Source organism: Methylocella tundrae (genome assembly GCF_901905185.1).
Taxonomy (GTDB): domain Bacteria; phylum Pseudomonadota; class Alphaproteobacteria; order Rhizobiales; family Beijerinckiaceae; genus Methylocapsa; species Methylocapsa tundrae.
In genome coordinates this window covers 37,924-63,368 of record NZ_CABFMQ020000153.1, presented here as the reverse complement: position 1 = coordinate 63,368, position 25,445 = coordinate 37,924, and the positions used below count along the sequence as shown (strand labels likewise).

The following is a 25,445-nucleotide window of genomic DNA, read 5'->3' as shown; positions in this document are numbered from 1 at the left end:
GAGTCTTTGAGTCTTTAAGGAATTCGCGGTTTGACAGCTTCGTCCCCTACAAAGCCTTTTCTTCGCGTTCTGAATGGCGAAGTCCTCAATCCGCCGCCCGTCTGGCTGATGCGTCAGGCTGGGCGCTATCTGCCTGAGTATCGCGAAATCCGCTCGAAGGTTCCAAGTTTTCTCGAATTCTGCTATTCTCCGAAGATCGCCGCGGAAGCGACCTTGCAGCCGATTCGCCGCTTTGGCTTCGACGCCGCCATCCTGTTCAGTGATATTCTCGTCATCCCTGACGCCCTTGGCCAGAAGGTGAGTTTTGAAACCAATGAAGGGCCAAGACTCGATCCGATCGTGACAGTTGAAGATCTCGCCAGGCTGAACGCGGAAATCGATCAAAAACGACTTGAACCGGTTTTTGAGACCATTCAGCGGATAAAGGCGGCTCTGCCTCCTGAGACCGCGCTGATCGGCTTTTGCGGCGCGCCCTGGACCGTCGCGAGCTATATGATCGCCGGGCGCGGCACGCCGGATCAGGCGCCCGCGCGGCTTTTCGCCTACCGCGATCCCGACCTGTTTCAACGGCTGATCGACCGGCTTGTTGACGCCTCGACCGATTATCTCTCGCGCCAGATCGAGGCCGGCGTCGAAGCCGTGCAGATTTTCGATAGCTGGGCCGGCGTCCTTCCCGCGGGCGAATATGAGCGCTGGTGCCTTGCCCCGATCAAGGCGATCTCGGCCCGGGTCAAAAGCCGCCACAGCCATGCAAAAATCATCGGTTTTCCGAGGGGAATAGGCCCGCGCCTCAAAACCTTCTCGGCGCAGGCCGGCGTTGACGCCTTGGGCCTTGACACGGCGGTCGATCCCTTCTGGGCCGCCCGCAGCATCGATAAGACTGCGGTTTTGCAAGGCAATCTCGATCCGCTGGCGCTTATCGCCGGCGGCGCCGCGTTAGAGACGAGCGTCAAGCGCATTCTCGCCGCCTTCAAGGGGCGGCCGCATATTTTCAATCTCGGACATGGCATTTTGCCGCAAACGCCGGTGGAGCATGTCGCCGCGCTGATGGACCTCGTGCGGCGCGGAGCCTCGTCATGACAGCCTATCTCTGGATCAAAGCCGCGCACATTCTCGCGGTGATCTCGTGGATGGCGGGGATGCTCTATCTGCCGCGGCTTTTCGTCTATCATGCCGGCGTCGCGCAAGGCTCTGAAATGGCGCTGACTTTTGAAATCATGGAGCGCCGGCTCATGCGCTTCATCATGCTGCCGGCGATGATCGTGACCTGGATCACGGGCCTGACGCTTGCCGTCGAGGGCGGTTTCTTTCAGGCTGGATGGTTGCATGGAAAGCTGGCTCTGGTTATTCTGATGAGCGCCCTGCATGGCTATTTTAGCGTGACGCGGAAAAAATTCGTCGCCGGAACAAATGAACGAAAGGCTCGTTATTTTCGTGTGATGAACGAGGTTCCGACGCTCCTTCTGATAGGCATCGTGATACTGGTCGTTCTCAAGCCCGTTTGAATGCGGGGCTGAAATTCATCGGCGCGCAATTGCTTGTCAAAATGGTGAAAGTGATTTATCCAATAGGCTCCCTCCTGCAGGTCAATGGCTGTAAGTAGCGGCTGCTGCGCGGCGTCGAATGCTTCCCACCTGAATTTTGGGGTCAACCCGCCTAATCCTTCAGGACTTGGCTGCGTCATAGCCTCCCTGCCTCGCGTGAAATTGATCGCGCCACCTTCCAAGGACGTCATCCCGATGCGGGAAATAAAGCTGCAAGACTTGAAGCTCAAGTCGCCCACCGAGTTGCTTGGTTTCGCCGAAGAACACGAAGTCGAAAACGCTTCGATCATGCGCAAACAAGAATTGATGTTTGCGATTTTAAAACAATTGGCCAGCCGCGACATCGAGATCATCGGCGAAGGCGTGATCGAGGTGCTGCAGGATGGTTTCGGGTTCCTGCGCTCGCCGGACGCGAATTATCTCGCCGGACCGGACGATATTTACGTGTCGCCGTCGCAGATTCGCCGCTTTGGCCTGCGCACCGGCGATACGGTCGAAGGGCTGATTCGCAGCCCGAAAGAGGGCGAGCGTTATTTCGCGCTGCTCAAAGTCAATACGATCAACTTTGAAGATCCGGAGAAAATCCGGCATAAGGTGCATTTCGACAATCTGACGCCGCTGTATCCGGACGAGCGTCTGAAGCTCGAGGTCGACGATCCGACCAAAAAGGATCTGTCCTCGCGCGTCATCGACATTGTCGCGCCGATCGGCAAGGGCCAGCGCGCGCTCATCGTGGCCCCGCCGCGCACCGGCAAGACCGTGCTCCTGCAGAATATCGCGCAATCGGTCACGGCCAATCACCCGGAATGCTATCTGATCGTGCTCCTGATCGACGAGCGTCCCGAGGAAGTCACCGACATGCAGCGCTCCGTGCATGGCGAGGTCGTCTCCTCGACTTTTGACGAGCCGGCGGTGCGTCATGTTCAGGTCGCGGAAATGGTCATAGAAAAGGCCAAGCGCCTCGTCGAACATGGCCGCGACGTGGTCATCCTGCTCGATTCCATCACGCGGCTCGGCCGCGCCTATAACACCGTGGTGCCGTCTTCCGGCAAGGTGCTGACCGGCGGCGTCGACGCCAACGCCCTGCAGCGGCCGAAGCGCTTCTTCGGCGCCGCGCGCAATATCGAGGAAGGCGGCTCGCTCACCATCATCGCGACGGCTTTGATCGATACGGGCTCGCGCATGGACGAGGTGATTTTCGAGGAATTCAAAGGCACCGGCAATTCGGAAATCATTCTCGACCGCAAGGTCGCGGACAAGCGCACCTTCCCGGCGATCGACATCACCCGTTCCGGCACCCGCAAGGAGGAATTGCTGGTTCCGCCCGACATTTTGAAGAAAATGTATGTGCTGCGCCGTATTCTCAATCCGATGGGGACGATCGACGGGATCGAATTCCTGCTCGGCAAATTGCGCGAGACGCCGAAAGGCAACGCCATGTTCTTCGAGGCGATGAACACCTGAGGTTTTTAACGCGGCGCCTCGCCCCGGATAGCGGCGAAGGGCTGTTACAAGGAAGATCCCTGGTCAAAACGCCGACACATGTCTGGGATAGGCTTGAGTTGGCGGGCCAGCCGGGTTGACCATCGCCCTGATAGGCTCGAAACTGACGTCTCGAGCATCACGGCGCCTTGGCTGCTCGTTAAGCGGGCGCGCTCGCATCAAAGGCGAGCCCCGCCGACAGGAAAGAGGCCGCGCGGGTGCGGATCCTGGCGCGGTTGGAGCGCCATCTTTGAGGAAAAGACCTGATCAATGAATGATCTTCTGGCGCTGGCCGTTGAACCCTCAACATGGCTGGCGCTCGCCACGCTGATCGCCATGGAAATCGTCCTTGGGATCGACAATCTCGTTTTCATCGCTATCGTCTCATCCAAGCTGCCCGAGCATCAGCGCTCAAAGGCGCGCCGCATCGGCATCGGCCTTTCCCTGATCCTGCGCGTCGCGCTTTTGTTCACGATCAGTTCAATCATCAAGCTGACGACGCCGATCTTCTTTGTTTTGGAGCAGGGATTTTCGTGGCGCGACCTGATCATGATGGGGGGCGGCCTGTTCCTCGTCTGGAAAGCGACCAATGAAATTCACCACGCCGTCGATCCTTTCGAGCAGACGGACGGCAAGGAAAAGCGCCCGGCGAGATTCCTCACTGCGATCGGCCAGATTCTGGCGCTGGATCTCATATTTTCCATCGACAGCATCGTCACCGCAGTCGGCATGACCGAGCATTTACCGATCATGATCGTGTCGGTTCTCGCAGCCGTTCTCGCCATGTTGATCGCTGCCGATCCGCTCGCCAATTTCATTCATCGCAATCCGACGATCGTCATGCTGGCGCTGGGATTTTTGCTGCTCATCGGCGCGACGCTGATCGCCGAAGGCTTGGGCTTCCACTTTCCAAAAGGCTATATCTACACGGCGATGGCGTTTTCGGGCCTTGTCGAAGGGCTCAACATCATGGCGCGGAAGCGGATGGCGCAGAAATAGCGCCATGGGTTTCGCCAACGGCAGACTGTGCGGATAGGCCATGCGCCAATACATTTCCGGGCGCCGCGAAACGGCAAAATACCGTAGCGCCCGTCGATGAGCAGCGGCGCCATCCCAGCAAAGGCGCACGGGCTCGTCGCCGATGTGCTGATGCCCGTCGCGCTCGATATTGCCTATTCCTATGCCGTCCCGCCTGGCGTGGCGCTGGCGCCGGGGGTCTTTGTCGAGGCGCCGCTTGGCCCACGCCTGGCTGTCGGCGTCGTGTGGGAGGTGCGGCCGGGTCCGGGCTCACCCGGCAATCTTAAAAGCATCAGATCGCGGCTCGACATTCCACCGTTGAATGAATCATTGCGCCAGCTTATCGATTGGGTGGCGCGCTGGAGCATGAGTCCCCGAGGCATGGTATTGCGCATGGCCGTACGGGCGCCATTCCATGCGACGCCCGAGCCGGTGAGGGTAGGGGTGCGGCTGGCGGGTCCGACGCCCCGCCGAATGACGCCTGCGCGCGAAAAGGTTCTTGCCGCGGCTGAGGGCAGGGGCATTTTCATCAAATCCGCGCTCGCAAAGGCGGCCGGCTGTTCCGCTTCCGTCATTGACGGGCTCATTGACGAAGGCGTGCTTGAGACGCTGACGCTCCCGCCCGAGCCTGTCGCGCTTCCGTGCGATCCCCATTTCGCGGCGCCCAGTCTCTCGCCGGATCAATCGGAGGCTGCGCTTCAGCTTGAAAGCAGCGTGCGGAGCGGCTCGTTTTCGGTCACTCTGCTCGAAGGCGTCACCGGCTCAGGAAAGACCGAGGTCTATTTCGAGGCGATCGCCGCCGCCCTGGACATGGATCGCCAAATCCTCGTTCTGATGCCGGAAATTGCGCTGACGACGCAATTCATCGATCGCTTTCAGGCGCGGTTCGGAGCGCGGGCGGCGGAATGGCATTCAGGCGTCAGCGCGCCAAGGCGCGCGCGCATCTGGTCCGCTGTCGCGGCGGGTGAGGCGCAAATCGTCATCGGAGCGAGATCCGCGCTGTTCCTGCCTTTCAACGCGCTTGGCCTCATAATCGTCGATGAAGAGCATGACAGCGCGTACAAGCAAGAGGATGGCGTCATCTATCACGCGCGCGACATGGCGGTGGTGCGCGGGCGGATCGAGGGGGCGGCGGTTATTCTGGCCTCGGCGACGCCCTCGATCGAATCGCGCGTCAACGCCGGGCAGGGGCGCTATCTGCACGTTAAGTTGAACGGTCGTTTCGAAGGCCGCGCCATGCCGGTCATCGAGGCGGTCGATATGCGCCTCAAGGCCCCGGCGCGGGGCAAATGGATTTCGCCCCGTCTCGCCGCCGCCCTGTCTGAAACTCTGCTGCGGCGCGAGCAGTCGCTTTTATTCCTGAACCGGCGCGGCTATGCGCCCTTAACGCTCTGCCGCAGCTGCGGACACAGGTTCCAGTGCCCAAATTGCACCACCTGGCTGGTCGAACATCGTTTTAGAAAAGCGCTGGCCTGCCACCATTGCGGCCACATCGAGCGCAGGCCGGACCTTTGCCCGAATTGCGAGGCCGCCGATTCACTCATGGCCTGCGGCCCGGGCATCGAGAGGCTGGCTGAAGAAGTCGGCGAACTTCTGCCCGACGCCCGCGTCATGGTTTTGTCCTCCGATCTTCCAGGAGGCGCGGAGCGGCTGCGGCAGGAGTTCGAAGCCGTCGCGGCCGGGGAATGCGACATCATCATCGGCACGCAAATGGTAGCGAAGGGGCATAATTTCCCTTTGTTATCGCTCGTCGGCGTGATCGACGCCGATATTGGCCTGACTTCGGGCGATCCGCGCGCGGCGGAGCGGACATTTCAGCTGTTGCAGCAAGTGACGGGCCGCGCCGGCCGCTTCGAGACGGCCGGCAGAGCTCTCGTGCAGAGTTTTCAGCCGGAGCATCCCGTCATGCGCGCGATCCTCTCCGGCGACAGCGAGCGATTCTATGCCGAGGAGACGGAACAGCGCCGGCGCGCCGGCCTCCCGCCATTCGGGCGTCTCGCCGCTTTGATCATCTCGGGCGACGACAGCGCATCGACCGAGAATTTCGCCCGGGCAATCGCGCGCACCGCATTCGAGCTGCCGCTCTCGCCGACATGGACTCTCGCGCCCGCGGGCGGGCTGCCGGGCGAGAACGAGATTTCGCTGCTCGGTCCGGCGGAAGCGCCGATCGCGGTTATTCGCGGAAGGCATAGATTCCGGCTTCTCGTTCGCGCCCCCCGGTCAACCGATTTGCAGGGCTTTTTGCGCGCCCTGCTTGCCGCGGGACCAAAGGAGCGGGGCGGCATACGGGTGACGATCGACATCGATCCGCAGAGCTTTTTGTGAGAAATTATATTGTATAAAATGTAATAGCGCCTGTTTTGGTGAGGGCTCACTCGAGTTAACGGTTTCTTTAGGCCTCAAAACACTCGAGTTTGCCATTTTGGCGCGTGGTGTAGACCAAAATATGTACCATTGTATTTATTGGTAAAATAACTTATCCATTCGGACCTGGATCCCGCGAGATCGATCACCGCATAAGGCGCCGAAAACGGTCGCGGGGACTGAGCCTCTCGCCTTCGTCAACGCGAAGGCGGCCGGCGAGTGCTCATTCCTTCTGTGCGCCGTAAACTGCGGAAGGCGGCGATAATCGGAGAACAGTGCGCCATGCCGTCCAATTCTATCCATTCCGGGGCGCCCGACGCGCCGGAAGTCGGACTCTTTGTCACCTGCCTCGTTGACATGATCCGCCCGCGCATTGGCTTTGCGGCGATCGACCTGCTGCATCGCGCGGGCTGCAAGGTGGTCGTTCCCAGAGCGCAGACCTGTTGCGGCCAGCCGGCCTTCAATTCGGGCGATCGCGGCCATGCGCGCGTGATCGCCAAGACTGTCGTCAAGACTTTTGAAAAATTTGACTATGTCGTCGCGCCGTCCGGCTCCTGCGCCGCTACGATCAAGGTACATTATCCGGAGCTTTTTGCCGAGGACGCCGGGTGGAGAAAACGCGCCGAAGATCTCGCCGCGCGGACCTTCGAGCTGCTGAGCTTCCTTGTCGACGTGCGGTCTTTCCGGCCTGAGGACATATCTTTGCGTGCGAGCGCGACCTATCATGACAGCTGCTCGGGCCTGCGCGAACTTGGCGTCAAAGCCCAGCCCCGGCTGTTGCTCGAAGCAATCGAAGGTCTCAACCTCATACCGCTTCCCGGCCATGACGTCTGCTGTGGTTTTGGCGGGACGTTCTGCCTCAAATATCCTTCGATCTCCAACGCGATCGTCGATGACAAGGCGCGCGCCGTCGAAGGGGTCAAGGCCGATCTTCTGCTCGGCGGCGATCTCGGCTGCCTTATGAACATGGCCGGCAAGCTGCATCGGCGCGGCGCGCCCGCCCGCGTTTTTCACGCGGCTGAAGTCATCGCCGGCATGGCGGACGGTCCGGCGATCGGCGAAGAGGCCTGATCCTATGAGCCATGAAGCTCTCGGCCTTTTCGAGACCCGCGTCGAAAAAGCGCTCGCAAACCCGACCTTGAAGACGGCGATCGAACGCACCACCGGGACGGCGCGGGAGAAGCGCGCCGCGGCCGTCGCCGAATGGCCGGATTTTGCCAAAGCCCGCGATCTCGGCCGGCGGATCAAGGATCATGTTGTCCGGAACCTCGATTATTACCTGACCGAATTTGAAAGAAACGCGCTGGCTTCGGGCGCGAAGGTCCATTGGGCGACGTCCGCCGATGAAGCATGCCGGATCGTGCTCGATATCTGCCGCGCGGGCGAGGCGAAATCCGTTACCCGGTCGAAGTCGATGCTCGGTGAGGAAATCGGTCTTCCGCAGGCGCTCGACGAATCGGGCATCAGACGAGTCGAGACGGATCTTGCCGAACATATCGTGCAGCTCGCGGGGGACCGCCCTTCGCACATCATCTGGCCAGCATTGCATCGCACGCGCGAGGAAGTCTCCGCGCTCTTCCGCACGCATCATCAAAGGCCGCCAAACAATGATGACGTCGCGACCATGGTCGCAAGCGCGCGCCGCGAGTTGCGGCAGCGGTTTCTCGACGCCGATGTTGGGATTTCGGGGGCGAATTTTCTAATCGCGGACACCGGCGGCGTGTGCGTCGTGACCAATGAGGGCAACGCGGAGCTGACGACGACCTTGCCCCGGGTGCACATCGTCACTGCCGGCATCGAGAAGCTTGCGCCTTCGATGCAGCATGTGATGGTCCTGCTAAGGCTTTTGGTGCGCTCGGCCACTGGCGCCGACATCACTCAATACACGACCTTCCATCGCGGGCCGAAGCGGCCGGGCGATCCCGACGGACCGGAAGAATTCCACATCGTCCTCATTGATAATGGCCGCACGGAAATGCTCGCCGGCGGCCTCGCCGACATGCTTCGCTGTCTGCGCTGCGGCGCATGCATGAATCACTGCGTCGTGTTCCGCCAGATCGGCGGTCATGCCTATGGCGGCGTCTATCCGGGCCCCATGGGGGCCGTCCTCACACCGGCATTGGACGGACTGAAGGAGGCGCGCGACCTCGCCCATGCCTGCACTTTGAACGGTAGCTGCCAGGAAGTCTGCCCGGTCGACATTCCGCTGCCGACCCTTCTGCGCGGCTGGCGCGAGAAAAGCTGGCGCGAAGGGCTTGAGCCGCGAACCACGCGAAGCGCCTTGGGGCTATGGGCTTTCGGCGCACGTCATCCGTTTTTGTATCGGATCGGGGCGGCGGTCGCGGTGCGGGCGATGCGCCGCTTCTCGAGGAACGGCTGGATCAAGTCGCTGCCACTGGCCAAAGGCTGGACGCAATATCGCGATTTTCCGAAGCCGGCCGCGCGCACTTTCATGGAAGAGCTGAGCGCGAGACAGCGAGGACGCCGCATATGAGCGCCGCCCGCGCAACGCGCCGATCGATGCGCGAGGCCATTCTTGGCCGCATCAGAAACGCTCTTGACCGCGAGCCCGACGCCATCTCGATCGCAGCGTCCGCGAAAGCGCTGCTGGCCGAACCGGAGAAGGGCAGACCCTTGCTCGAGGAGGGCGATCTCGGCGCGCTCTTCGCCGCGCGTCTTGCTTCCGTCAAGATCGGCGCAAGCGCCGACGAAATCACGAATTTGGCGGACGCCCCGGCGGCGGCGCGCCGCTATCTCGACGCGCAAGGCCTTCCGCCCGATATCGCCTTGCAGCCGGATCCTGCTCTCGCGCAGCTCGATTGGCGCTCATTCAAGCTTCGGCCCACGATCGAAGCCGACGCGATTGTCGCGGTGGGACGAGCCCTTTGGGGCATAGCGGAGACGGGGACGCTCGTTTTTCATTCCGGTCCCGCCTCGCCTACGCTTTTCTCATTTCTGCCGCTGCATCATATTGTGGTGATCGAGCGAAGCCGTATCCTTGCCTATCTCGAGGATTACGCATTGCGGGTGCAGAATGAAGAACTGCCGCGCAACGTCAATTTCATAACCGGCGCCAGCGGCACGACGGATATTGAAGGCGCGCTCGTCAAGGGCGCGCATGGGCCGCGTTTTCTCCATGTGATCATCGCCGGGCCGCGCCAAGCTTGAGCGCCAGATGGGCCCGCAGCGTCGATGCGATGCGCCCCCGGCGTGTCTTTGATGCTCTGGCGCCTGGAGCTTATCCGACAGGACTCAACTGGAGAGCAGATCCGCGCGGCTGAGGCGCCGCATCGAAGCGGCGATCCGTTCGTCCTCGATCGCGATCGCGGCGATCGTGCCGCCGGTAAAATCAATATGCCCCCGCGCGGCGTCTTCGGCGGCGGCCGGATCGCCCTTCAGGATGGCCTCGGCAATCGCAATATGCTGGGCAAGGAAAGCATCGCGCACGCCGGGATGTTCGTAGAGCTGCTCGCGGCTATATAAAATGCCCTTGCGGAGCATGTCCGAGAAAACCTGCATGGTATGCTGCAGCACGAGATTATGGGCGGCTTCATAAATCAGGATATGGAGATCGACGTCGAGCTTTGATTCCTCGCTCGGATCCTCGCAATCATGCGAAGCCTTCATGCTTTCCAGACAGGCGCTGATTTTGGCGCGGTCGATCGGCGTTGCGCGGATAGCGGCGAGGCGAGCCGCGCACCCTTCGACGAGTCGACGAAATTCGAAATAATCCTTGAGGACGCGCGGCTCATTGCTGAAAAGAATGGAGAGCGGCTCGGAGAAAGGCGACAGGAAGGGCGCGACAAAGGTGCCAGCTTTGGTGATCACCAGAAGGCCCTGCTCTTCAAGCTTGGCGATCCCGTCGCGCAGCGACGGCCGGGAGACGGCGAGTTTTTCCGCAAGATCGCGTTCAGCGCTGAGCTTCTCGCCGGGGCGCAGAATGCCCTCCCGAATCAGCCGCTCGAAATATTCCGCAATCGTATCTGCAAGCCGAACTGACTTGATGGCTGTGGTCATGGCGTATCTCGATCACAAATAGGCGCGCCGGAAACGGGCGCAGACGGGACAATAACAGTCGATGCGGTCGGCCGACGACGCCTCCGCCCTTTCGCCGATCAAAAAGCGGGGCGCCCTTGCGCGCGCTTTGCGATCACTCGTCACCACGCCCCTCGCTACTTTGGCGGCCCGCTGCGGCGGGATGCATAGCCTTGCCTTCGCCATGCGCGATCATACCATAAGTGGCGGATACGAAATCAAGAACCTCGTCAGGCCGCGGCGGGCGCGATGCGCAGCGCCGCCTTTTTGTCGAAGCGCGCCGGGCGCCGTTCTGAGCTTCCCCCGTTTTTTTATCGCCCCGCGGACGCCCGCGCGCCGATACGCCGGGGCGTCGTTGCTTAATCATCCTGCTTGAGTTCAGGTTGTAAAATGAGCAGTCGCGTTTCGCTGACAAAATCGCGCAGCGGGCGATCCGCGTAGCGATAAAGCTTACGATCAAGAATGAACCGGCGGGTCGCCGTGACCTTCGCGCAATGCTCGTTGATGAAAGTCGGGCCGATCGCCTCTTCGTTGCCGCCAGGCGGCGCGTTCCTGCAGACCCATCCGTCTTCGCCAAACCGCGCCTTGACCTGCTGGCCGAATACATGGGCGCGGCGGCGCGCGAACAGACGCGCGCCGGGGTCGGTGACGATCACAAGACCGGCGAGGCGGCTCTTATCATCGATCAGCAGCGTCAAAACGACAGCCTGTCCGGCGATCGCCGTTCCTTCGCCTGTATCGCTGACCCGCGCCAGCGGATTATCCGCGTTGTCATATTTGAAGGTCACGGCATAAAGGCCCCGCGCGTCACGCGGGCAACTTGCATAGTCGGACCATTGCGCGATTTTGATCGACGGGTCGCCGGCGCAGATGCGATCCTTGTAGCCCTCCGCGCTCATTGTTGAAACCGGCATGCCGACGTAGAAATCACGCAGGTCGTTGCCCGGCTCGAAGCGTGGTGTGGAGGACGCCGCGCAAACGCCGCACATCAGGGCCGCGGCGACAAATATCGGCGTTAGATTTGTCATTGGCCGGCGCCTTTCGTTTTGGCGTCGGGCGCCGCCTCGATCTTGAGGCCGCGCCGCGGCGGCGGGTCGTCCCCGTCGTGGCCGGAAGCGTCAGCGGTATCGCCGGCCTTTGGATAAGTGTCGCAAAGATGCGTGGCGGCGCCGAAAAAGCCGCGGCACTCTTCGAAGGTCGGCTCCCCTTTGCCCTTGAAATGACTGATGACATAATCGGCGACGGCGTCGATCTCGCCCCGCGCCAGGAAATGCTCGGCGGCGGCGGGCATCGTCTTGGCGTCGAGATCGGAGGCCTTGACGCCGCCATAGCAGCTGCCGTCGCGGTAGGCGTCCTCCTGGAAATAGGGCATGCCGCCGCCGCCCGGATGGCCGCAGCGGACAGTCTCGACAATTTGGTCCTTGTCGAGCTTCGTCTGGCGAAGATTGGCGGCGGCCCCGCCGTAACCGCCGCCGCCCTGACCGGTCCATTTATGGCAGGCGACGCAGTTGGCCGCCTTGAAGATGCGCGAGCCGGCGCTCTTGTCGGCGGCTATGGCGTCCGCCGCGAGCGTGTGAGCCGGCCAGGTGAGAAGGAGGTTGGCTAAAGCCGCCGCAAAGAGCAGTTCGCGCATCATATCCAGTTAATCAACGGAGAAGACGTAGAGGGTGGATCCCGGCTGAATTTTTCGGAGCCCCGGGGTTCCGTCGATGTACCATTTGTCCCAGGCTCCGCCGAGACCCGCGAGGATTGCGATATATTGCTTCCCGTTCACGGCGAAAGAGATTGGCGGCGCGTTCAGTCCAGCGCCGGTCTGGAAGCTCCAGAGCTTCTCGAGGCTCTTTGCGTCGAGCGCGATGAGTTCGCCATCGGGCTGGCCGGCGAAGATCAGTTCCGGGGTCGCGACGACGCCGCCGAGCTGGGGAAATTCGGTTTCATGCTTGGCGACGAGCTTGCCGGTCGTCACATCGACCGCGGCGATGCTTCCCGTGATCTTGACTGGATCCGTCGGGCCGCCGCCGGTGAATCCTTCGCCAGGCTTCAGCTTCGGATTTTTCGGCGCTTCTTTGTTAGAGATGCGGTTGCAGCTCTCGATGACCGGAATATACCAGAGCTTGAGATCGGGGTTGTAGGCTGAGGGCGTCCAGTTCTTGCCGCCCATCGAACCCGGGCAGATCAATGAAACAGCGTTGGCGCGAGTTGGCGTCACCGCCGCCTGGTAGATCTGAACATCGAGCTTTGGATCATATTCGAGCGGCTTGCCCGTGTTTGGATCAAGCCCCTTGGTCCAGTTCAACTGCTTGACGAACGGCAGGCCCCATAAAAACTTGCCGGTGTCGCGATCGAGCGCATAGGCGAAGCCGTTCCGCTGCGCGGCGAGCGAGAGCCTCTGCTTTCCGCCGTTCCCGGGCAGATCGACAAGGACGCTTTCGGAGACGGCGTCATAGTCGAAGGCGTCGTTTGGCGTATATTGGTAATGCCATTTGAGCTTGCCGGTGTCGGCGTCGAGCGCGAGGGTGCTGTCCGAGTAGAGATTGTCGCCGGGACGGAATTCATGATCCCAATCCGGTCCCGGATTGCCGACCCCCCAAAATAGCGTGTTGGTCTGCGGATCATAAGTGCCGGTGACCCAGGTTGCGCCGCCGCCGTTCGCCGCGGCGTTATAGCTGTCCTTCCAGGTCTCGCTGCCTGGCTCGCCCTTGGCCGGAATCGTGTAGGTGCGCCAGATTTCCTTGTGCGTATTAAGATCGGTCGCGGCGATCCAGCCGCGCACGCCATATTCACCGCCCGCGACGCCGGTGATCGCCATATCCTTGATGACGAGCGGCGCGGCGGTGATCGATTCGCTCTTGTCGGGATCGGCGATCTGCCTCTGCCACAAGATCTCTCCGGTCTCCTTGTTGGTCGCGATCATGCGCCCGTCGAGTGTGTGGGAAATGACCTGATCGCCCCACAGCGCGACGCCACGATTGTCGACGCCGCAACAGGCGACGGCGCCCGCCCAATCATGGTCGGTCTTGGGATCCATCTTCCAGACGAGCTCGCCATGCCCCTTTTGCATGTCGATCTTGTAGACCGAGCCCCAGCCGTCGGTCGCATACATGAATCCGTCCTGGATGATTGGCGTTCCTTCCAATCCGCCATGCGACCAGATTCCGCCCCCTTCGACGCCGCCGAGCTGCAACGTCCAGGTGACTTTCAAATTCTTGACGTTCGCGCGGTTGATCTGGTTCAGCGGCGAATAACGGTGGGCCGACAGATCACGCCCATAGGTGATCCAGTTCGATGTGTCGCTGTCGGCCTTGAGCAGCGTCTCTTGCGTGACGTCGTTTCCTGCCCGCGCGGGCGCATGCGCGAGGACGAGAGCGCTGGTCGCCGCCAGCAATATCTGCCTCAATCGGCGTCGGAAAAAATGTGTCAACTGTCCCTCCCAGGTTTATGGCTTCATGCGGCGCTTCGCGCTCGCATTCTTGGCTGCCGCGGAATCAGTTCCGCATGTAGACGACGTGCGTTTGTGTGAATTCATAGACGCCATGCTTGCCATCGGCGCCGCCGACGCCTGAACGGCGCACGCCGGCGTGAAAGCCCTGCATGGCTTCGAAGTTTTCGCGGTTGATGTAGGTCTCGCCAAATTGAAGCTCGTGACACGCGCGCAACGCCGTGTTCAGCTGGCGTGTATAGATGGATGAGGTGAGCCCGTAGATGGAATCATTCGCCTTGGCGATCGCTTCGTCGAGATCGTGAATGATATGGATTGGCGCAACGGGGCCGAAGATCTCATCGCGCATGATCTCCATGTCCTGGCGGCAGTTGGTCAGAACCGTCGCCTGGAAAAAGGCGCCGCCGCGGCGATCGTCGGCCTTGCCGCCGGCTACGATTTCCGCGCCGTCGGCCACCGCGCGATCAACCATGCCGCCGACCCGCTTCATCGCGCCTGGGTTGATGAGAGGTCCCATGTCCACTGCGCGATCGCCGAGCGGGTCGCCGTAGGTCGTGGCGCTCATGGCGCTTGCGAGTTTGCTCGTGAATTCGTCGGCGACCTTGTCATGCACATAGATGCGCTCGGCGCAGTTGCAGACCTGGCCGCTGTTGATGATGCGCGATGATTTCACTGCGTTGACGGCGAGATCGATGTCGCAGTCCGGCATAACGATTGCGGGCGCTTTGCCGCCGAGTTCGAGGCTGAGTTTTGTGATGTTCGGCGCGGCGGCGGCCATGATCGCCATGCCTGCTTGCACGCTGCCGGTGAAACTGATGAGCCCGACGTCGGGATGGCTCGCAAGCGCTTGACCGATGGTTTCGCCGCGTCCGTAAACGAGATTAAAAACGCCAGGCGGTAAATCCGTCGCGGCGAGAAGTTCTGTGAACAGCGCCGCGTTATTGGGCGTTTCCTCGCTCGGCTTGATGACGATGGTGTTGCCGGTGACAAGCGCCGGCGCCATCTTCCTGGCGATCAGGAAAAACGGGAAATTCCACGGCAGGATGCCGGCGACGACGCCGATCGGCTGGCGGAACAAAAGAATGGTTTCGTCCGCCCGATCGCTCGGAATGACTTCGCCTTCGATGCGGCGCGCCCATTCCGCCATGTAGTCCATGTAATCGGCGGTAAAATCGACTTCGACCTGGGCAAGACTCAGGAGCTTGCCTTGCTCCTCCGAAATGATCTTCGCGATTGCATGCGACTTGCCGCGAAGGCGGGACGCGATTTCGCGCAGATGAGCGCTGCGCGCAACCGCGGGCAATCTCGCCCAGGAGGGTTGCGCCGCCCTGGCGGCCGCCACGGCTTGCTGCGCGCTCTCGGCGGAGGAATCCGGAATGAAGGAAATTTCCCGTCCATTGGCGGGATTGAGGACGGCGATGCGCGTCTCGTGATCCGGCGCGATAAATTGACCATTGATGAAATTGCGATGCATAAATCTACCTTCTCAAGAGTTGCTACGCGGCTCGACGCTGACTTCAATGTCGATCTTGCCGGCGTTCTTGAAGGCGGCGGAGCACGTAAAACGCGTTCCGCTTTCAAGCTTTTGCGTCGTCTTCAGGAGCATCACGTGAAAGGTGTTCGCGGTGAGGACGACGGTGCCGTGGGCGGCAATCGGAATCGACTTGATTTCGCGCGAAGCGGGCGCGCCCTCGCCCTGGTCGATCGTGCGTTTCTCGGTAAAATTGGCAACGGGGCAATGGACACGCAGCAACTGATCATCGCTGTCCCCGGCATTGGTGATGGTCATGTAGAGCGGAGCGTCAGCCGGGACTTCCATTCGCGACTCGGTCCAGGCGTGCGTGACCGTGAGGCTTTGGGGGTCGGCATGCAGCGGCGCCGGAGCGGATCCGGCGAGCCACGCGAGCGCCGCGGTCGCGATGGGACGGAGCGACGATGGCAACTCGTTGGGGGAGGACGCCTCGCCAGACTGAGTGTTCGAACGCTCAGCTCTAGACGCCATTACGGCGTTGTTGTGGCCAACTTGCATTACAGGCGCATCATTCGGTAAAGTATTTTATATTTGAATACGGTGGTAATAAAAGTTTATCACCCTGTCAACCGCGCAGCGTTGGCAGCTATCGCGACGATGCTTCGGACGCTCCGGTGACGATGCGTCGGAACACTGCTGTGCAAAGGGGTGCGTGGGGCGATTCAGTGCGGACGCTGGGTTGAAGGCGAAAAAGCGTCGCCGCCGCCGAAAAACGATGAACCGGCCTTGGCAGGTCCTATTTTCGGGATGGTTAAAGGGCTTGTGAAGGCTTTGCTCGGCAATCCGTTACAGCAGAATGGGTCTGAGGGGCATCGCATTCCGCTCTTTAAGGCTTTGTTTTAACGTATGATGTGGGTCCGAAATGTCTGCAACTGTCGGCATCAAGGTCTAGCGTTGAGCCGATCCCCCTCCCGCCCGGGGGCCGATAAGTTTGCGAGGGAAAAGGGTTGGAATGGGGCTTTTCGCGCCGGGACTCGAGCCGCCGTCCGTCGGCGACTGATCCTGGCTTCGTCTGGCGGAAAGCTCCCGGACGGGCCGGTTAAAGCGCCGGGCTACTGCGGTGCGAGGCGTCGCCGCTCATGATGATGGCTGAATTCGCTGGCAGAGGAAATCGAGTTGCTCAAGAGTTCGATAAGCGATGCGAAGCTCACCTTTCTCACCTTTGCCGGTGATCGTGACCTTGAGGCCAAGTCCGCTCGTGAGCGCGGTTTCGAGCGATCGTGTGTTGGCGTCTTTTTCCTTGGGTTTACGCGGGGCGGGGCGCTCCGCGTCGCCCGCCTCCTGCACGATGCGCTCGACGTCGCGCACCGAGAGACCCTGCGCCACAATCCGTTCCGCGAGGGCGTCGGGATCGGCGACGCCAAGCAAGGCGCGCGCATGGCCTGCCGTGATCAGACCCTCTCCAAGCAGGCGTTTGCACTTTTCGGGGAGCTTCAGCAGCCGCAACGTATTGGCGACATGGCTGCGGCTCTTGCCGATGACTTTTGCGAGGTCGCCTTGCGAATAGTTGAATTCGGCGCTGAGGCGATCATAGCCTGAGGCTTCTTCGAGAGCGTTCAGATCGCTGCGTTGAACATTTTCGATGATGGCGAGTTCGAGCGCCTGCTGGTCGTCGGCTTCCACCACGATGATCGGCGCCTCGTGCAGGCCCGCCCGTTGCGCCGCTCGCCAGCGCCGCTCCCCGGCTATGATTTCATAGGCGTCGACGAGTCCTGGCGCCGGGCGCGCGAGGATTGGCTGGATAATGCCCTTCTCCTTGACCGAGGCTGCGAGATCGTCGAGCTCGGCCTCATCAAAACACTTGCGTGGATTGCGTGGATTGGGGCGAAGAAATTCGATCGGAACCTTCTTTTGTCCGCGGGCGCGGGCGTGGGCTTGATCCTCGCTGTCGCCGATGAGGGCGGCAAGGCCGCGCCCGAGACGGGGCCGGAGTTCGTCAGCCGATTTGGACGATTTCATCATCTTCGTTCCTAAAAATCAGGCGGCGCGGTAGAGGCGCTCGCGCTGGATGACTTCTGACGCAAGTTTCAGATAGGCCTGACTGCCGGTGCATTTCAGATCGTAGAGCAGCACGGGCTTGCCATGCGACGGGGCCTCGGAAACGCGGACATTGCGGGGAATGACCGTGTCATAGACCTTATCGCCCATGAAACTGCGCACATCCGCCACGACCTGCGCTGCAAGACTATTGCGCGAATCGAACATGGTCAGAACGATTCCGTGGATGCTGAGGGCGGGATTGAGGGTTGTTCGCACCTGATCGACCGTGGCGAGAAGCTGCGAGAGGCCCTCGAGCGCAAAAAATTCGCATTGCAGAGGCACGACGACGCTATGCGCCGCTGTCATGGCGTTCATCGTCAAAAGGTTCAAAGAGGGCGGGCAATCGATCAGCACATAGGTGAAGCGTTCAGCCTCGGGCCCGCGCTTTTGGTCTTCCGCCAGGGTTTGAACGGCATTTTTCAGATAATAGGCGCGATCTTTCCGCCCGGAGATTTCGAGCTCGACGCCGAGGAGATCAAGCGTCGACGGCGCGACAGTGAGGCGCGGCACGGCTGTCGGCTGAAGGACTGCCCTTAGCGACTCTTCGCCAAGCATCACGTCATAGGTGGAAAGCCGCCGGTTGCGGCGTTCAATGCCGAGGCCCGTCGATGCGTTTCCTTGCGGATCGAGGTCGATGATCAAAACATTTTCGCCGATGGCGGCGAGCGCCGTGCCGAGATTGATCGCCGTGGTCGTTTTACCCACGCCGCCTTTTTGATTGGCGATCACCAGCACTCTCATTTCCGCCGGTAGCGGCGTTTTTTCTGGCTGCGGCTCAGAGGGCGAAGCGACTCGCGCGCGCGATTTTAGGAAGCTGCCTGACTTGTCTGATAAAATCATGAGTTAAAACAACCACATAGAGAGAATCAGCCGAGTCTGGGCCTGCATCCGGGCGCGTCATGGCCCTGCGCAAAGAAACGCCTCTGCGTGTAAATCCTCAGCGCGGCGACGACAATGGCTCAGGGCGTCGTTTGACAATGATGATGCGAGCGGACGAAGATGTCTGGCTTGCCAGGGTCGTGATTAAATATGTATCCGCGACCCCTGAGTCGGTCAATTCTGCTTCGGCCTGTTGTCCCTTGGAAAATACGCCGATCGCGCCATTTTCGATAAATTTTCCCGCGTAGCTCAGGAGCGTCGGCAAAGGAGCAAGCGCGCGCGCGCTGACGGCGTCGACGACCGTCGCGATGTGCGGCGCGACCGCCTCGATCCGCCCGGAATGAATGACCGTGGGAGCGCCTGTTTCACGTGAAACTTCGCGAAGGAAAGCGCATTTACGCTGATCCGACTCGATGAGGTGGACGCTGGCGCGCGGATCGTCGGCGTGCCGGATAGCCGTGACAAGGCCAGGAAATCCGCCGCCGGAGCCGAGATCCACCCAGCGCCGCGCGTCGGGCGCCGCCGCCGCGACCTGGAGCGAATCGGCAAAGTGCCGGATCCAGATGTCGTCGAGCGTTGTCTCTCCGACCAGGTTGATGACGCGCTGCCATTTTCTGAGCAAGGCCTCATAAATTGCCAGACGCTCCAGCGTCTTGCTCGAAAGTCCGGAGAGAAGTGGGTGCGAATGAGCGGCTCGCCGCTTTGCCGCGTCCTCGCCGCCTGGCGGTTGCGCCTGCCTCAACTTGCCACCGCGCCGGCGCGGCGGACCTTTGAGGCCAAAAGCGTCATCGCGGCGGGCGTCATGCCTTCGATGCGGCTCGCCTGCGCCATGGTGCGGGGCCGGATCAGATCGAGCCGAGCGCGAATCTCGTTGGAAAGCCCCTTCAGCAAAGAGTAATCAAGATCCTCAGGGATCAGCAGCGCCTCATCGCGCTGCGCGGCTTCAATGTCCCGGGCCTGCCGATCGAGATAGACGGCATATTTGGCGTCGATCTCGATCTGCTGCGCGGTCTTGGCGTCTATCTCGCCAAGCTCCGGCCAGACGCCTCGCAAGGTCGCGATCGAGACATCGGGCAGGGCCAGCAGGTCGAATGCGGTGCGCCGCACACCGTCGTGGTTGATTTTTAGACCATGCCGCGCTGCCTCATTCGGGCTGAGAGCAAAACTGAGCAAAACGTCGCGCGCATCGCATAGGGCCGCGCTTTTTGCCGCGAAGGCGCGGCGCCGGTCGAAGCCTATGCAGCCAAACCCCGCGCCGCGATGCGTGAGCCTCTGGTCCGCATTATCAGCCCGCAAAGACAAGCGATATTCGGCGCGGGAGGTAAACATTCGATAGGGCTCAGTGACGCCACGATTGATGAGATCGTCGATCATGACGCCGATATAGGCCTCTGATCGCTCGAAGGTGATCGCGGGCAGACCGCCAGCGAGAGCGGCCGCGTTCAAACCCGCGACGACGCCTTGCGCCGCCGCTTCCTCATAACCGGTCGTGCCATTGATTTGGCCCGCGAGGAAAAGGCCCGGAACTTTTTTTGTCTCGAGGCTCGCTTTCAGGCCTCGTGGGTCGACGAAATCATATTCGATCGCATATCCCGCCTGCAGGATCTCGACCCGAGCGAGCCCGGGGATTGTTCGCAGAAAAAGGCGTTGAATGTCCTCCGGCAAGGCTGTCGAGATTCCGTTGGGGTAGATCGTCCTGTCGTCGAGGCCTTCCGGCTCCAGAAAGATCTGATGCGAATCGCGTTCGCTGAAGCGCACCACCTTGTCTTCGATCGAGGGGCAATAGCGTGGACCAAGCCCGCTGATGGCGCCGGAATAAACAGGAGAATGTTGCAAATTCCCAAGGATGACCGCATGTCCTTCGCGGGTCGTTTGCGTAATGAAGCAGTCAATCTGAGGGTTTGTGATGGTCTGGGTGAGGAACGAAAAGGGCTCCGGTTCTGGATCCGCGCTCTGACGCTCGAGATCTGCCCAATCTATGGTATTTCCGTCGAGCCGCGGCGGCGTGCCCGTTTTCAGCCTGCCCATGCGAAAGTTCATGCTTTCGAGCGTTTCGCCCAGGCGGATCGCTGGCGTCTCGCCGATTCGTCCAGCCGGAACCGTCGTGGCGCCTCGATGAATGATCCCGCGAAGAAAGGTTCCTGTCGTGATGACGAGGGCCCCGCAGGCAAGGGCGCGTCCGCTGCTGGTGATGAGGCCTGCGATGCGCCCATCTTTCAGGATGAGATCGGCCGCTTCGCCCTCGACCACCGTGAGATTCTCGATGTCCGCAATCGCTTCCTGCATCGCTTTGCGGTAGAGACGACGGTCGGCTTGCGCGCGGGGGCCTCGCACAGCGGGACCCTTGGCGCGGTTTAGCATGCGAAACTGGATGCCGGCGGCGTCCGCGACTTTGCCCATCAGCCCGTCGAGCGCGTCGATTTCGCGCACCAGATGGCCTTTGCCAAGCCCGCCAATGGCGGGGTTGCAAGACATGGTTCCTATCGTCGCCTGAGCGTGTGTCAGGAGGGCGGTTTTTGCGCCCATGCGCGCTGATGCGGCGGCGGCCTCGCATCCGGCATGGCCGCCGCCGCCGACGATGACGTCAAATGCGTCGCTCATTCGAGCGGTTCTCCGAAAACTGTTTCACGTGAAACATATCCACGCCTATTTCCCAATGCAAAAGCGTGAAAATATATCACCGAGTATATCTTCTACATCAACGCGCCCGATAAGTCTCTCCAGCGCGAAGAGCGCGGCGCGAAGATCTTCAGCCAGAAACTCGATGGGCGCTTGCGGATCGGCGTCGATCCGCGCCAAAGCGTCCACGGCGGCGGCGAACGCCTTGCGGTGCCGCTCTCGCGTGATCAACCCCGCATGGCCCTCGCCGCTCAATTGGGCGGCGCGCTGCGTCAGTCTATCGAGCAATAGATCAAGATTCTCGCCCGTCTCCGCGCTGATAAAAAGACCGCGTTCAGCATCTTTGTTTACGACAAGATCCGCTTTGGTGAAGATCCGCCAGACCTCAGCTGCGCCCAGCCTCTCGTCCGGCGCCGCCGGCCCATCGGCTTCGCTGAGCCAGAGGACGAGATCGGCGTTTTGGGCTTTCTCGAGCGCTCTCGCGACGCCGATCTGCTCAACCATATCGGCGCTCTCGCGCAGCCCGGCTGTGTCGATCAACGTCACGGCATAGCCAGCAAGATCGAGCTGGACCTCGATAGCGTCGCGGGTCGTGCCCGCCTCATGCGAGACGATGGCGGCGTCGCGTCGCGCCAGCGCGTTGAGAAGCGTCGACTTGCCGGCGTTGGGCGGTCCGGAAATCACGATCACGACGCCCTCGCGAATCCGTTCGCTTGATTTGGCGGCGGCGAGTTCCGCGCGCAGGGCATCGTGTACCGGCCGCACGACGCCGCTGACGCGACGGCTCAAGGCCTCCGGGACGTCTCCTTCGTCGGAAAAGTCGATTTCAGCTTCGACGAGAGCGGAGGCTTCGAGCAGGGCGGATCGCCATTGCGCCGTCTGGCGGCTGAGGCCCCCCTGCATTTGCCGCATGGCCTGACGGCGTTGCCATTCGGTTTCAGCTTCGATGAGATCGCCGATGCCCTCGACCTGGGCCAGATCGAGCTTGCTATTTAACAGAGCGCGGCGTGTAAATTCTCCGGGCTCCGCTGCGCGGACTCCGTCAATGCCGCCGAGCGCGCCGAGGAGCCCTGCGACCACGGCGCGGCCGCCGTGAATGTGGAACTCTGCGCAGTCTTCGCCGGTGAAGCTGCGCGGCGCCGGGAAAAATAGAACCAGCCCGGAATCGATATCCGCCTGCGTCGCGGGATCCCTTAGCGTGGCGAGAATTGCCGTGCGGGGCGGCGGCAGCCGGCGAACGATCGACTTGACAATGGCCCGCGTCGCCGTGCCCGATAGGCGCACGACTGCGATCGCCGCGCGTCCTGTGCCGGAGCTGACGGCGTAAATCGTGTCCGTACTCATTCCGGCACAGATTTCGCTCTTTTTGCGGACATTTGTGGGCCCCGATCCTTGCGTCATATTTGTCTGTTTTAAAAGGTCTTTTGTCGCATAATTCCGCTTCTGTCGAAAGAAACCAGCTAGCCATGTCAGCAAACGAACTCTCGAATGCCGCGAGCCCCTATCTGCTGCAGCATGCCGAAAACCCCGTGCACTGGAAAATGTGGACTGAAACGGCGCTGCGAGAGGCGCAGGCGGAAAATAAACCGATATTGCTGTCCGTCGGTTATGCCGCCTGCCACTGGTGTCATGTCATGGCGCATGAGAGCTTTGAGGACGAGGCGACAGCCGCGGTGATGAACGAACTTTTCGTGAATATCAAGGTCGATCGCGAGGAAAGGCCCGATATCGACCACATCTATATGCAGGCTTTGCAGGCCTTTGGCGAACGCGGCGGCTGGCCGCTGACGATGTTCCTGACGCCAAAGGGCGAGCCCTTTTGGGGCGGAACCTATTTTCCCAAAAACGAGCAATATGGCCGGCCGGCTTTCGTCACCGTCCTGCGCACGGTTGCGCATGCGTTTCACGCCGACCCCGAGCGGATTGCAAGAAATGTCGGCGTTGTGCGCCGCCGATTATCGAAGTCGGAAGCCGCGAGCTCGCAAGGCTTTGAGTTGACGCTAGACAACATAAATCAGATCGCGCCGCATGTTTTGGGCGCCATGGATAAGGCCGACGGCGGTCTCAATGGCGCGCCGAAATTTCCGAATACGCCGATTCTTGAATTGCTGTGGCGCGCCGGCGCGCGGCTCAATGAGGCGCCTTATCGCGAGGCTGTGCGGCTGACGCTCGAACATATGTCGGAAGGCGGCGTCTATGACCATCTTGGCGGCGGATTCGCGCGTTACTCTACGGATGAGCGCTGGCTCGTGCCGCATTTCGAGAAAATGCTCTACGACAATGCGCAGATTCTCGAGTGTCTGGCGCTCTGTCATCACGAATTCGGCGATGATCTATTCTCCGCCAGGGCGGCGGAGACGGTCGGCTGGGTCGAACGCGAAATGACCCACGCAGGCGGCGCGTTCTGCGCGAGCCTCGACGCCGACAGCGAAGGCATCGAGGGCAAATTCTATGTCTGGACATGGGACGAGATCGTCTCGCTCCTCGGCCTTGAGGACGCCCGCTTTTTTGGCAGGTTTTATAATGCCTCCCCGATCGGCAATTGGGCCGACGCTCATTATCCCGGCGGCGTCACGATTTTGAACCGGCTCGAGTCGGTGCGCCCGAGCGCCGAGGAGGAAGCGCGGCTGGCGCCTCTGCGGCAAATTCTGTTTGAGTCGCGCGAACGGCGCGTCCATCCAGGTCTTGACGACAAGATCATGGCCGACTGGAATGGATTGATGATCGCCGCCCTTGTCCATGCGGCGACGCTTCTGCATAGGCCCGAGTGGATTGCCCTTGCCGCGCGGGCCTATGAATTCATCACATTGACGATGGAGTATATTGACCAGGAGGAGAAAAAACGCCTCGCCCACAGCTGGCGCGCCGGTGTCCTCGTCACTCCGGGCCTCGCGCTCGATCACGCCGCGATGATCCAGGCGGCTTTGGCGCTGCATGAAGCGCGCAACCTTCGGGGAGCCTCCATCCAAAGCCGCGATTATCTCGCCGACGCCATCGGCTGGGCGGAGGCGCTCGACGCATATCATGTCGATGCGAAAACGGGACTGATATGCATGGCGGCGAAAGACGCAGGCGATGTGATTTTGCGCCTTTCGCCGACGGCGGACGACGCCATTCCCAATGCCCATCCGGTTTTTCTGTCGGCCCTCGTCCGCCTCGCCGGGCTGACCGGAGACGAAAAATGGCTTGCGCGGGCGGATAGACTGTTCGAGGCCGTGGCGCCGGCACTGGGCGCGAATGTCGTCGGCCACGCGGGCATCCTGAATGCGCTCGATTTGCGCTTGCGCGTGAAGGAGATCGCGACAGTGGGGCCAGCGCGCGCGACCCTGTATGAGATTGCGCTTTCGACGCCGTTCAGCGATCGCATCGTCATGGACATCGAGCGGGCGGAGGATTTGCCGGCCGGACATCCGGCGCACGCGCAGGCGCAAATGGCGGGTGAGGCGGCGGCTTTCGTCTGTGCCGAAGGGGCCTGTTCCGCGCCGGCGCGCGACGCCGAAACCCTATTGCGGCTGCTTAGAGCATATTCCGATCGGATCGGTTCGATCTGATCGACAAGAATATGCTCAAGCTTTTGAATCTGGAGTGATTTCTGATCGATCGAATGACTCCATTCGATCGGAAAGCGCTCTAGAACCTGATCATCGGGCTGGTGATCCCAAAAACTCTCTTTCTTTTCGGGATCACGACGCCAAAGCGGACTGAGGACGCCCTAAAGATCTTCGGACAATTTGCCGATATGCTTCTGGCTATAGAGCTGAACGCCGACCTGGCGGATCAATTCCTGCTGGGTCTCGAGAAAGTCGATATGATGCTCTTCGTCTTTCAGAAGCTCGTCATATAATTCCTTCGTCACCCGGTCGTGCACGGTGATGGCGTATTCGGCGGCCTCCGTATAAAGCGCGCGCGCGGCGAGTTCCGCGGCGAGATCGCAGCTCAGAATTTCCTCGACCGTCTGTCCTATGCGCAGGGGATCCAGCACCTGCATATTCGGGAAACCTTCGAGGAAAAGAATGCGCGCCGTGATCTTATCGGCATGACGCATCTCCTCGATCGATTCCTCGCGCCATTGCTTTGCAAGATCCTTGAAACCCCAATTATCAAGGATACGAAAATGCAGCCAGTATTGATTTATCGCGGTCAATTCGCTGCGCAGGCTGCGATTGAGATAGTCGATGACCCTGTCGTCACCCTTCATAGTGAAGTACTCCTCGAACGATTCCTAAGACGTGGCTCGCGCCCATGATGGAATCAATGCGCCTCTATTTGGGCTAGCGACGATTGACTGAACAAGACAGGTTCTAAAATAAACCCTGGCCTCGGCAATGCAAGCGATTTGAATGAGAATGACCTTGAACACTTTGCGATGGATCAATTGGCCGGCGGCTCCGGCGAAGATTTCTTCCCCTGAGGCAGTGGCAAGGAAAAAATGTGACAAACTTTACCTGCGCGAAATCCGGTTAGTTGAACTGCGGGATATGATTGCGGCGCGAGA

General features: G+C 60.9%; 21 protein-coding genes. 9 read left to right on the top strand and 12 right to left on the bottom strand.

Annotated features, from left to right (window positions below; genetic code table 11):
• The first annotated feature begins 30 nt into the window (after positions 1 to 30).
• From hemE to MPC4_RS20300, 8 genes are all read left to right on the top strand, one after another.
• Complete coding sequence (hemE, locus tag MPC4_RS20335) at positions 31 to 1,080, top strand: uroporphyrinogen decarboxylase (protein WP_174514145.1); 1,050 nt, start codon at positions 31 to 33, stop codon at positions 1,078 to 1,080.
• Positions 1,077 to 1,505, top strand: a complete 429-nt coding sequence (gene hemJ, locus MPC4_RS20330; protein ID WP_174514144.1) for a protoporphyrinogen oxidase HemJ — start codon at positions 1,077 to 1,079, stop codon at positions 1,503 to 1,505. The genes hemE and hemJ overlap by 4 nt, the downstream gene beginning before the upstream one ends.
• 234 nt (positions 1,506 to 1,739) lie before the next feature.
• On the top strand, positions 1,740 to 3,008 hold the full coding sequence (rho, locus tag MPC4_RS20325) for a transcription termination factor Rho (RefSeq protein ID WP_134490469.1): 1,269 nt from the start codon (positions 1,740 to 1,742) through the stop codon (positions 3,006 to 3,008).
• 288 nt (positions 3,009 to 3,296) lie between these two features.
• A complete protein-coding gene (locus MPC4_RS20320) occupies positions 3,297 to 4,025 on the top strand; it encodes a TerC family protein (RefSeq protein WP_134490471.1) in 729 nt (242 codons plus the stop codon).
• A gap of 96 nt (positions 4,026 to 4,121) precedes the next feature.
• Positions 4,122 to 6,368, top strand: a complete 2,247-nt coding sequence (locus MPC4_RS20315; RefSeq protein WP_174514143.1) for a primosomal protein N' — start codon at positions 4,122 to 4,124, stop codon at positions 6,366 to 6,368.
• Positions 6,369 to 6,689: 321 nt separating this feature from the next.
• Positions 6,690 to 7,478: a (Fe-S)-binding protein gene (locus MPC4_RS20310; RefSeq protein ID WP_174514142.1), complete on the top strand. Its 789-nt coding sequence runs from the start codon at positions 6,690 to 6,692 to the stop codon at positions 7,476 to 7,478.
• Positions 7,479 to 7,482: 4 nt separating this feature from the next.
• A complete protein-coding gene (locus MPC4_RS20305) occupies positions 7,483 to 8,901 on the top strand; it encodes a LutB/LldF family L-lactate oxidation iron-sulfur protein (protein WP_174514141.1) in 1,419 nt (472 codons plus the stop codon).
• A gap of 26 nt (positions 8,902 to 8,927) precedes the next feature.
• Positions 8,928 to 9,575 (top strand): LutC/YkgG family protein, encoded by a 648-nt coding sequence (locus tag MPC4_RS20300; protein WP_244629133.1) that lies wholly within the window; start codon positions 8,928 to 8,930, stop codon positions 9,573 to 9,575.
• 84 nt (positions 9,576 to 9,659) lie between these two features.
• Here MPC4_RS20300 and MPC4_RS20295 read toward each other — a convergent pair whose 3' ends face one another.
• The 11 genes from MPC4_RS20295 to mnmE all read right to left on the bottom strand — a co-directional run bounded on the left by MPC4_RS20295 (position 9,660) and on the right by mnmE (position 22,294).
• Positions 9,660 to 10,424 (bottom strand): FadR/GntR family transcriptional regulator, encoded by a 765-nt coding sequence (locus tag MPC4_RS20295; RefSeq protein ID WP_174514139.1) that lies wholly within the window; start codon positions 10,422 to 10,424, stop codon positions 9,660 to 9,662.
• A 377-nt stretch (positions 10,425 to 10,801) separates the two neighbouring features.
• The gene (locus MPC4_RS20290) at positions 10,802 to 11,470 is read right to left on the bottom strand and encodes a hypothetical protein (RefSeq protein WP_174514138.1); all 669 of its coding nucleotides are present in this window, start codon (positions 11,468 to 11,470) and stop codon (positions 10,802 to 10,804) included.
• Positions 11,467 to 12,075 (bottom strand): c-type cytochrome, encoded by a 609-nt coding sequence (locus tag MPC4_RS20285; RefSeq protein WP_174514137.1) that lies wholly within the window; start codon positions 12,073 to 12,075, stop codon positions 11,467 to 11,469. Before MPC4_RS20285 ends, MPC4_RS20290 begins: the two co-directional genes overlap by 4 nt.
• A gap of 9 nt (positions 12,076 to 12,084) precedes the next feature.
• Complete coding sequence (locus MPC4_RS20280; protein ID WP_174514136.1) at positions 12,085 to 13,863, bottom strand: PQQ-dependent dehydrogenase, methanol/ethanol family; 1,779 nt, start codon at positions 13,861 to 13,863, stop codon at positions 12,085 to 12,087.
• A 64-nt stretch (positions 13,864 to 13,927) separates the two neighbouring features.
• On the bottom strand, positions 13,928 to 15,355 hold the full coding sequence (gene aldA, locus MPC4_RS20275; protein ID WP_174514135.1) for an aldehyde dehydrogenase: 1,428 nt from the start codon (positions 15,353 to 15,355) through the stop codon (positions 13,928 to 13,930).
• Positions 15,356 to 15,367: 12 nt separating this feature from the next.
• Positions 15,368 to 15,883, bottom strand: coding sequence for a copper chaperone PCu(A)C (locus MPC4_RS20270; RefSeq protein ID WP_174514134.1), 516 nt, complete (start codon positions 15,881 to 15,883; stop codon positions 15,368 to 15,370).
• A gap of 606 nt (positions 15,884 to 16,489) precedes the next feature.
• Positions 16,490 to 17,374, bottom strand: coding sequence for a ParB/RepB/Spo0J family partition protein (locus MPC4_RS20265; RefSeq protein ID WP_174514133.1), 885 nt, complete (start codon positions 17,372 to 17,374; stop codon positions 16,490 to 16,492).
• 15 nt (positions 17,375 to 17,389) lie between these two features.
• Positions 17,390 to 18,193 carry a ParA family protein gene (locus tag MPC4_RS20260; RefSeq protein ID WP_134490479.1) on the bottom strand — a complete coding sequence of 268 codons (804 nt, stop codon included), beginning with the start codon at positions 18,191 to 18,193 and terminating at the stop codon, positions 17,390 to 17,392.
• Positions 18,194 to 18,389: 196 nt separating this feature from the next.
• Positions 18,390 to 19,073 carry a 16S rRNA (guanine(527)-N(7))-methyltransferase RsmG gene (gene rsmG / locus MPC4_RS20255; RefSeq protein ID WP_174514132.1) on the bottom strand — a complete coding sequence of 228 codons (684 nt, stop codon included), beginning with the start codon at positions 19,071 to 19,073 and terminating at the stop codon, positions 18,390 to 18,392.
• Complete coding sequence (gene mnmG, locus MPC4_RS20250) at positions 19,070 to 20,932, bottom strand: tRNA uridine-5-carboxymethylaminomethyl(34) synthesis enzyme MnmG (protein ID WP_174514131.1); 1,863 nt, start codon at positions 20,930 to 20,932, stop codon at positions 19,070 to 19,072. The genes rsmG and mnmG overlap by 4 nt, the downstream gene beginning before the upstream one ends.
• A 45-nt stretch (positions 20,933 to 20,977) precedes the next feature.
• Complete coding sequence (gene mnmE / locus MPC4_RS20245) at positions 20,978 to 22,294, bottom strand: tRNA uridine-5-carboxymethylaminomethyl(34) synthesis GTPase MnmE (RefSeq protein WP_174514130.1); 1,317 nt, start codon at positions 22,292 to 22,294, stop codon at positions 20,978 to 20,980.
• 122 nt (positions 22,295 to 22,416) lie between these two features.
• Here mnmE and MPC4_RS20240 point away from each other — a divergent pair, with 122 nt between their 5' ends.
• A complete protein-coding gene (locus MPC4_RS20240; RefSeq protein ID WP_174514129.1) occupies positions 22,417 to 24,501 on the top strand; it encodes a thioredoxin domain-containing protein in 2,085 nt (694 codons plus the stop codon).
• Between the two features lie 161 nt (positions 24,502 to 24,662).
• Here MPC4_RS20240 and bfr read toward each other — a convergent pair whose 3' ends face one another.
• The gene (gene bfr, locus MPC4_RS20235) at positions 24,663 to 25,148 is read right to left on the bottom strand and encodes a bacterioferritin (protein ID WP_174514128.1); all 486 of its coding nucleotides are present in this window, start codon (positions 25,146 to 25,148) and stop codon (positions 24,663 to 24,665) included.
• Positions 25,149 to 25,445 lie beyond the last annotated feature (297 nt).

Bases quoted from the DNA above. Each gene is read 5' to 3' on its own strand.
- hemJ (WP_174514144.1), top strand. From the start codon at position 1,077: ATGACAGCCTATCTCTGGATCAAAGCCGCGCACATTCTCGCGGTGATC.
- rho (WP_134490469.1), top strand. From the start codon at position 1,740: ATGCGGGAAATAAAGCTGCAAGACTTGAAGCTCAAGTCGCCCACCGAG.
- MPC4_RS20320 (WP_134490471.1), top strand. From the start codon at position 3,297: ATGAATGATCTTCTGGCGCTGGCCGTTGAACCCTCAACATGGCTGGCG.
- MPC4_RS20315 (WP_174514143.1), top strand. From the start codon at position 4,122: ATGAGCAGCGGCGCCATCCCAGCAAAGGCGCACGGGCTCGTCGCCGAT.
- MPC4_RS20310 (WP_174514142.1), top strand. From the start codon at position 6,690: ATGCCGTCCAATTCTATCCATTCCGGGGCGCCCGACGCGCCGGAAGTC.
- MPC4_RS20305 (WP_174514141.1), top strand. From the start codon at position 7,483: ATGAGCCATGAAGCTCTCGGCCTTTTCGAGACCCGCGTCGAAAAAGCG.
- MPC4_RS20300 (WP_244629133.1), top strand. From the start codon at position 8,928: ATGCGCGAGGCCATTCTTGGCCGCATCAGAAACGCTCTTGACCGCGAG.
- MPC4_RS20295 (WP_174514139.1), bottom strand. From the start codon at position 10,424: ATGACCACAGCCATCAAGTCAGTTCGGCTTGCAGATACGATTGCGGAA.
- MPC4_RS20290 (WP_174514138.1), bottom strand. From the start codon at position 11,470: ATGACAAATCTAACGCCGATATTTGTCGCCGCGGCCCTGATGTGCGGC.
- MPC4_RS20285 (WP_174514137.1), bottom strand. From the start codon at position 12,075: ATGCGCGAACTGCTCTTTGCGGCGGCTTTAGCCAACCTCCTTCTCACC.
- aldA (WP_174514135.1), bottom strand. From the start codon at position 15,355: ATGCATCGCAATTTCATCAATGGTCAATTTATCGCGCCGGATCACGAG.
- MPC4_RS20270 (WP_174514134.1), bottom strand. From the start codon at position 15,883: ATGGCGTCTAGAGCTGAGCGTTCGAACACTCAGTCTGGCGAGGCGTCC.
- MPC4_RS20265 (WP_174514133.1), bottom strand. From the start codon at position 17,374: ATGATGAAATCGTCCAAATCGGCTGACGAACTCCGGCCCCGTCTCGGG.
- MPC4_RS20260 (WP_134490479.1), bottom strand. From the start codon at position 18,193: ATGAGAGTGCTGGTGATCGCCAATCAAAAAGGCGGCGTGGGTAAAACG.
- mnmG (WP_174514131.1), bottom strand. From the start codon at position 20,932: ATGAGCGACGCATTTGACGTCATCGTCGGCGGCGGCGGCCATGCCGGA.
- mnmE (WP_174514130.1), bottom strand. From the start codon at position 22,294: ATGAGTACGGACACGATTTACGCCGTCAGCTCCGGCACAGGACGCGCG.
- MPC4_RS20240 (WP_174514129.1), top strand. From the start codon at position 22,417: ATGTCAGCAAACGAACTCTCGAATGCCGCGAGCCCCTATCTGCTGCAG.
- bfr (WP_174514128.1), bottom strand. From the start codon at position 25,148: ATGAAGGGTGACGACAGGGTCATCGACTATCTCAATCGCAGCCTGCGC.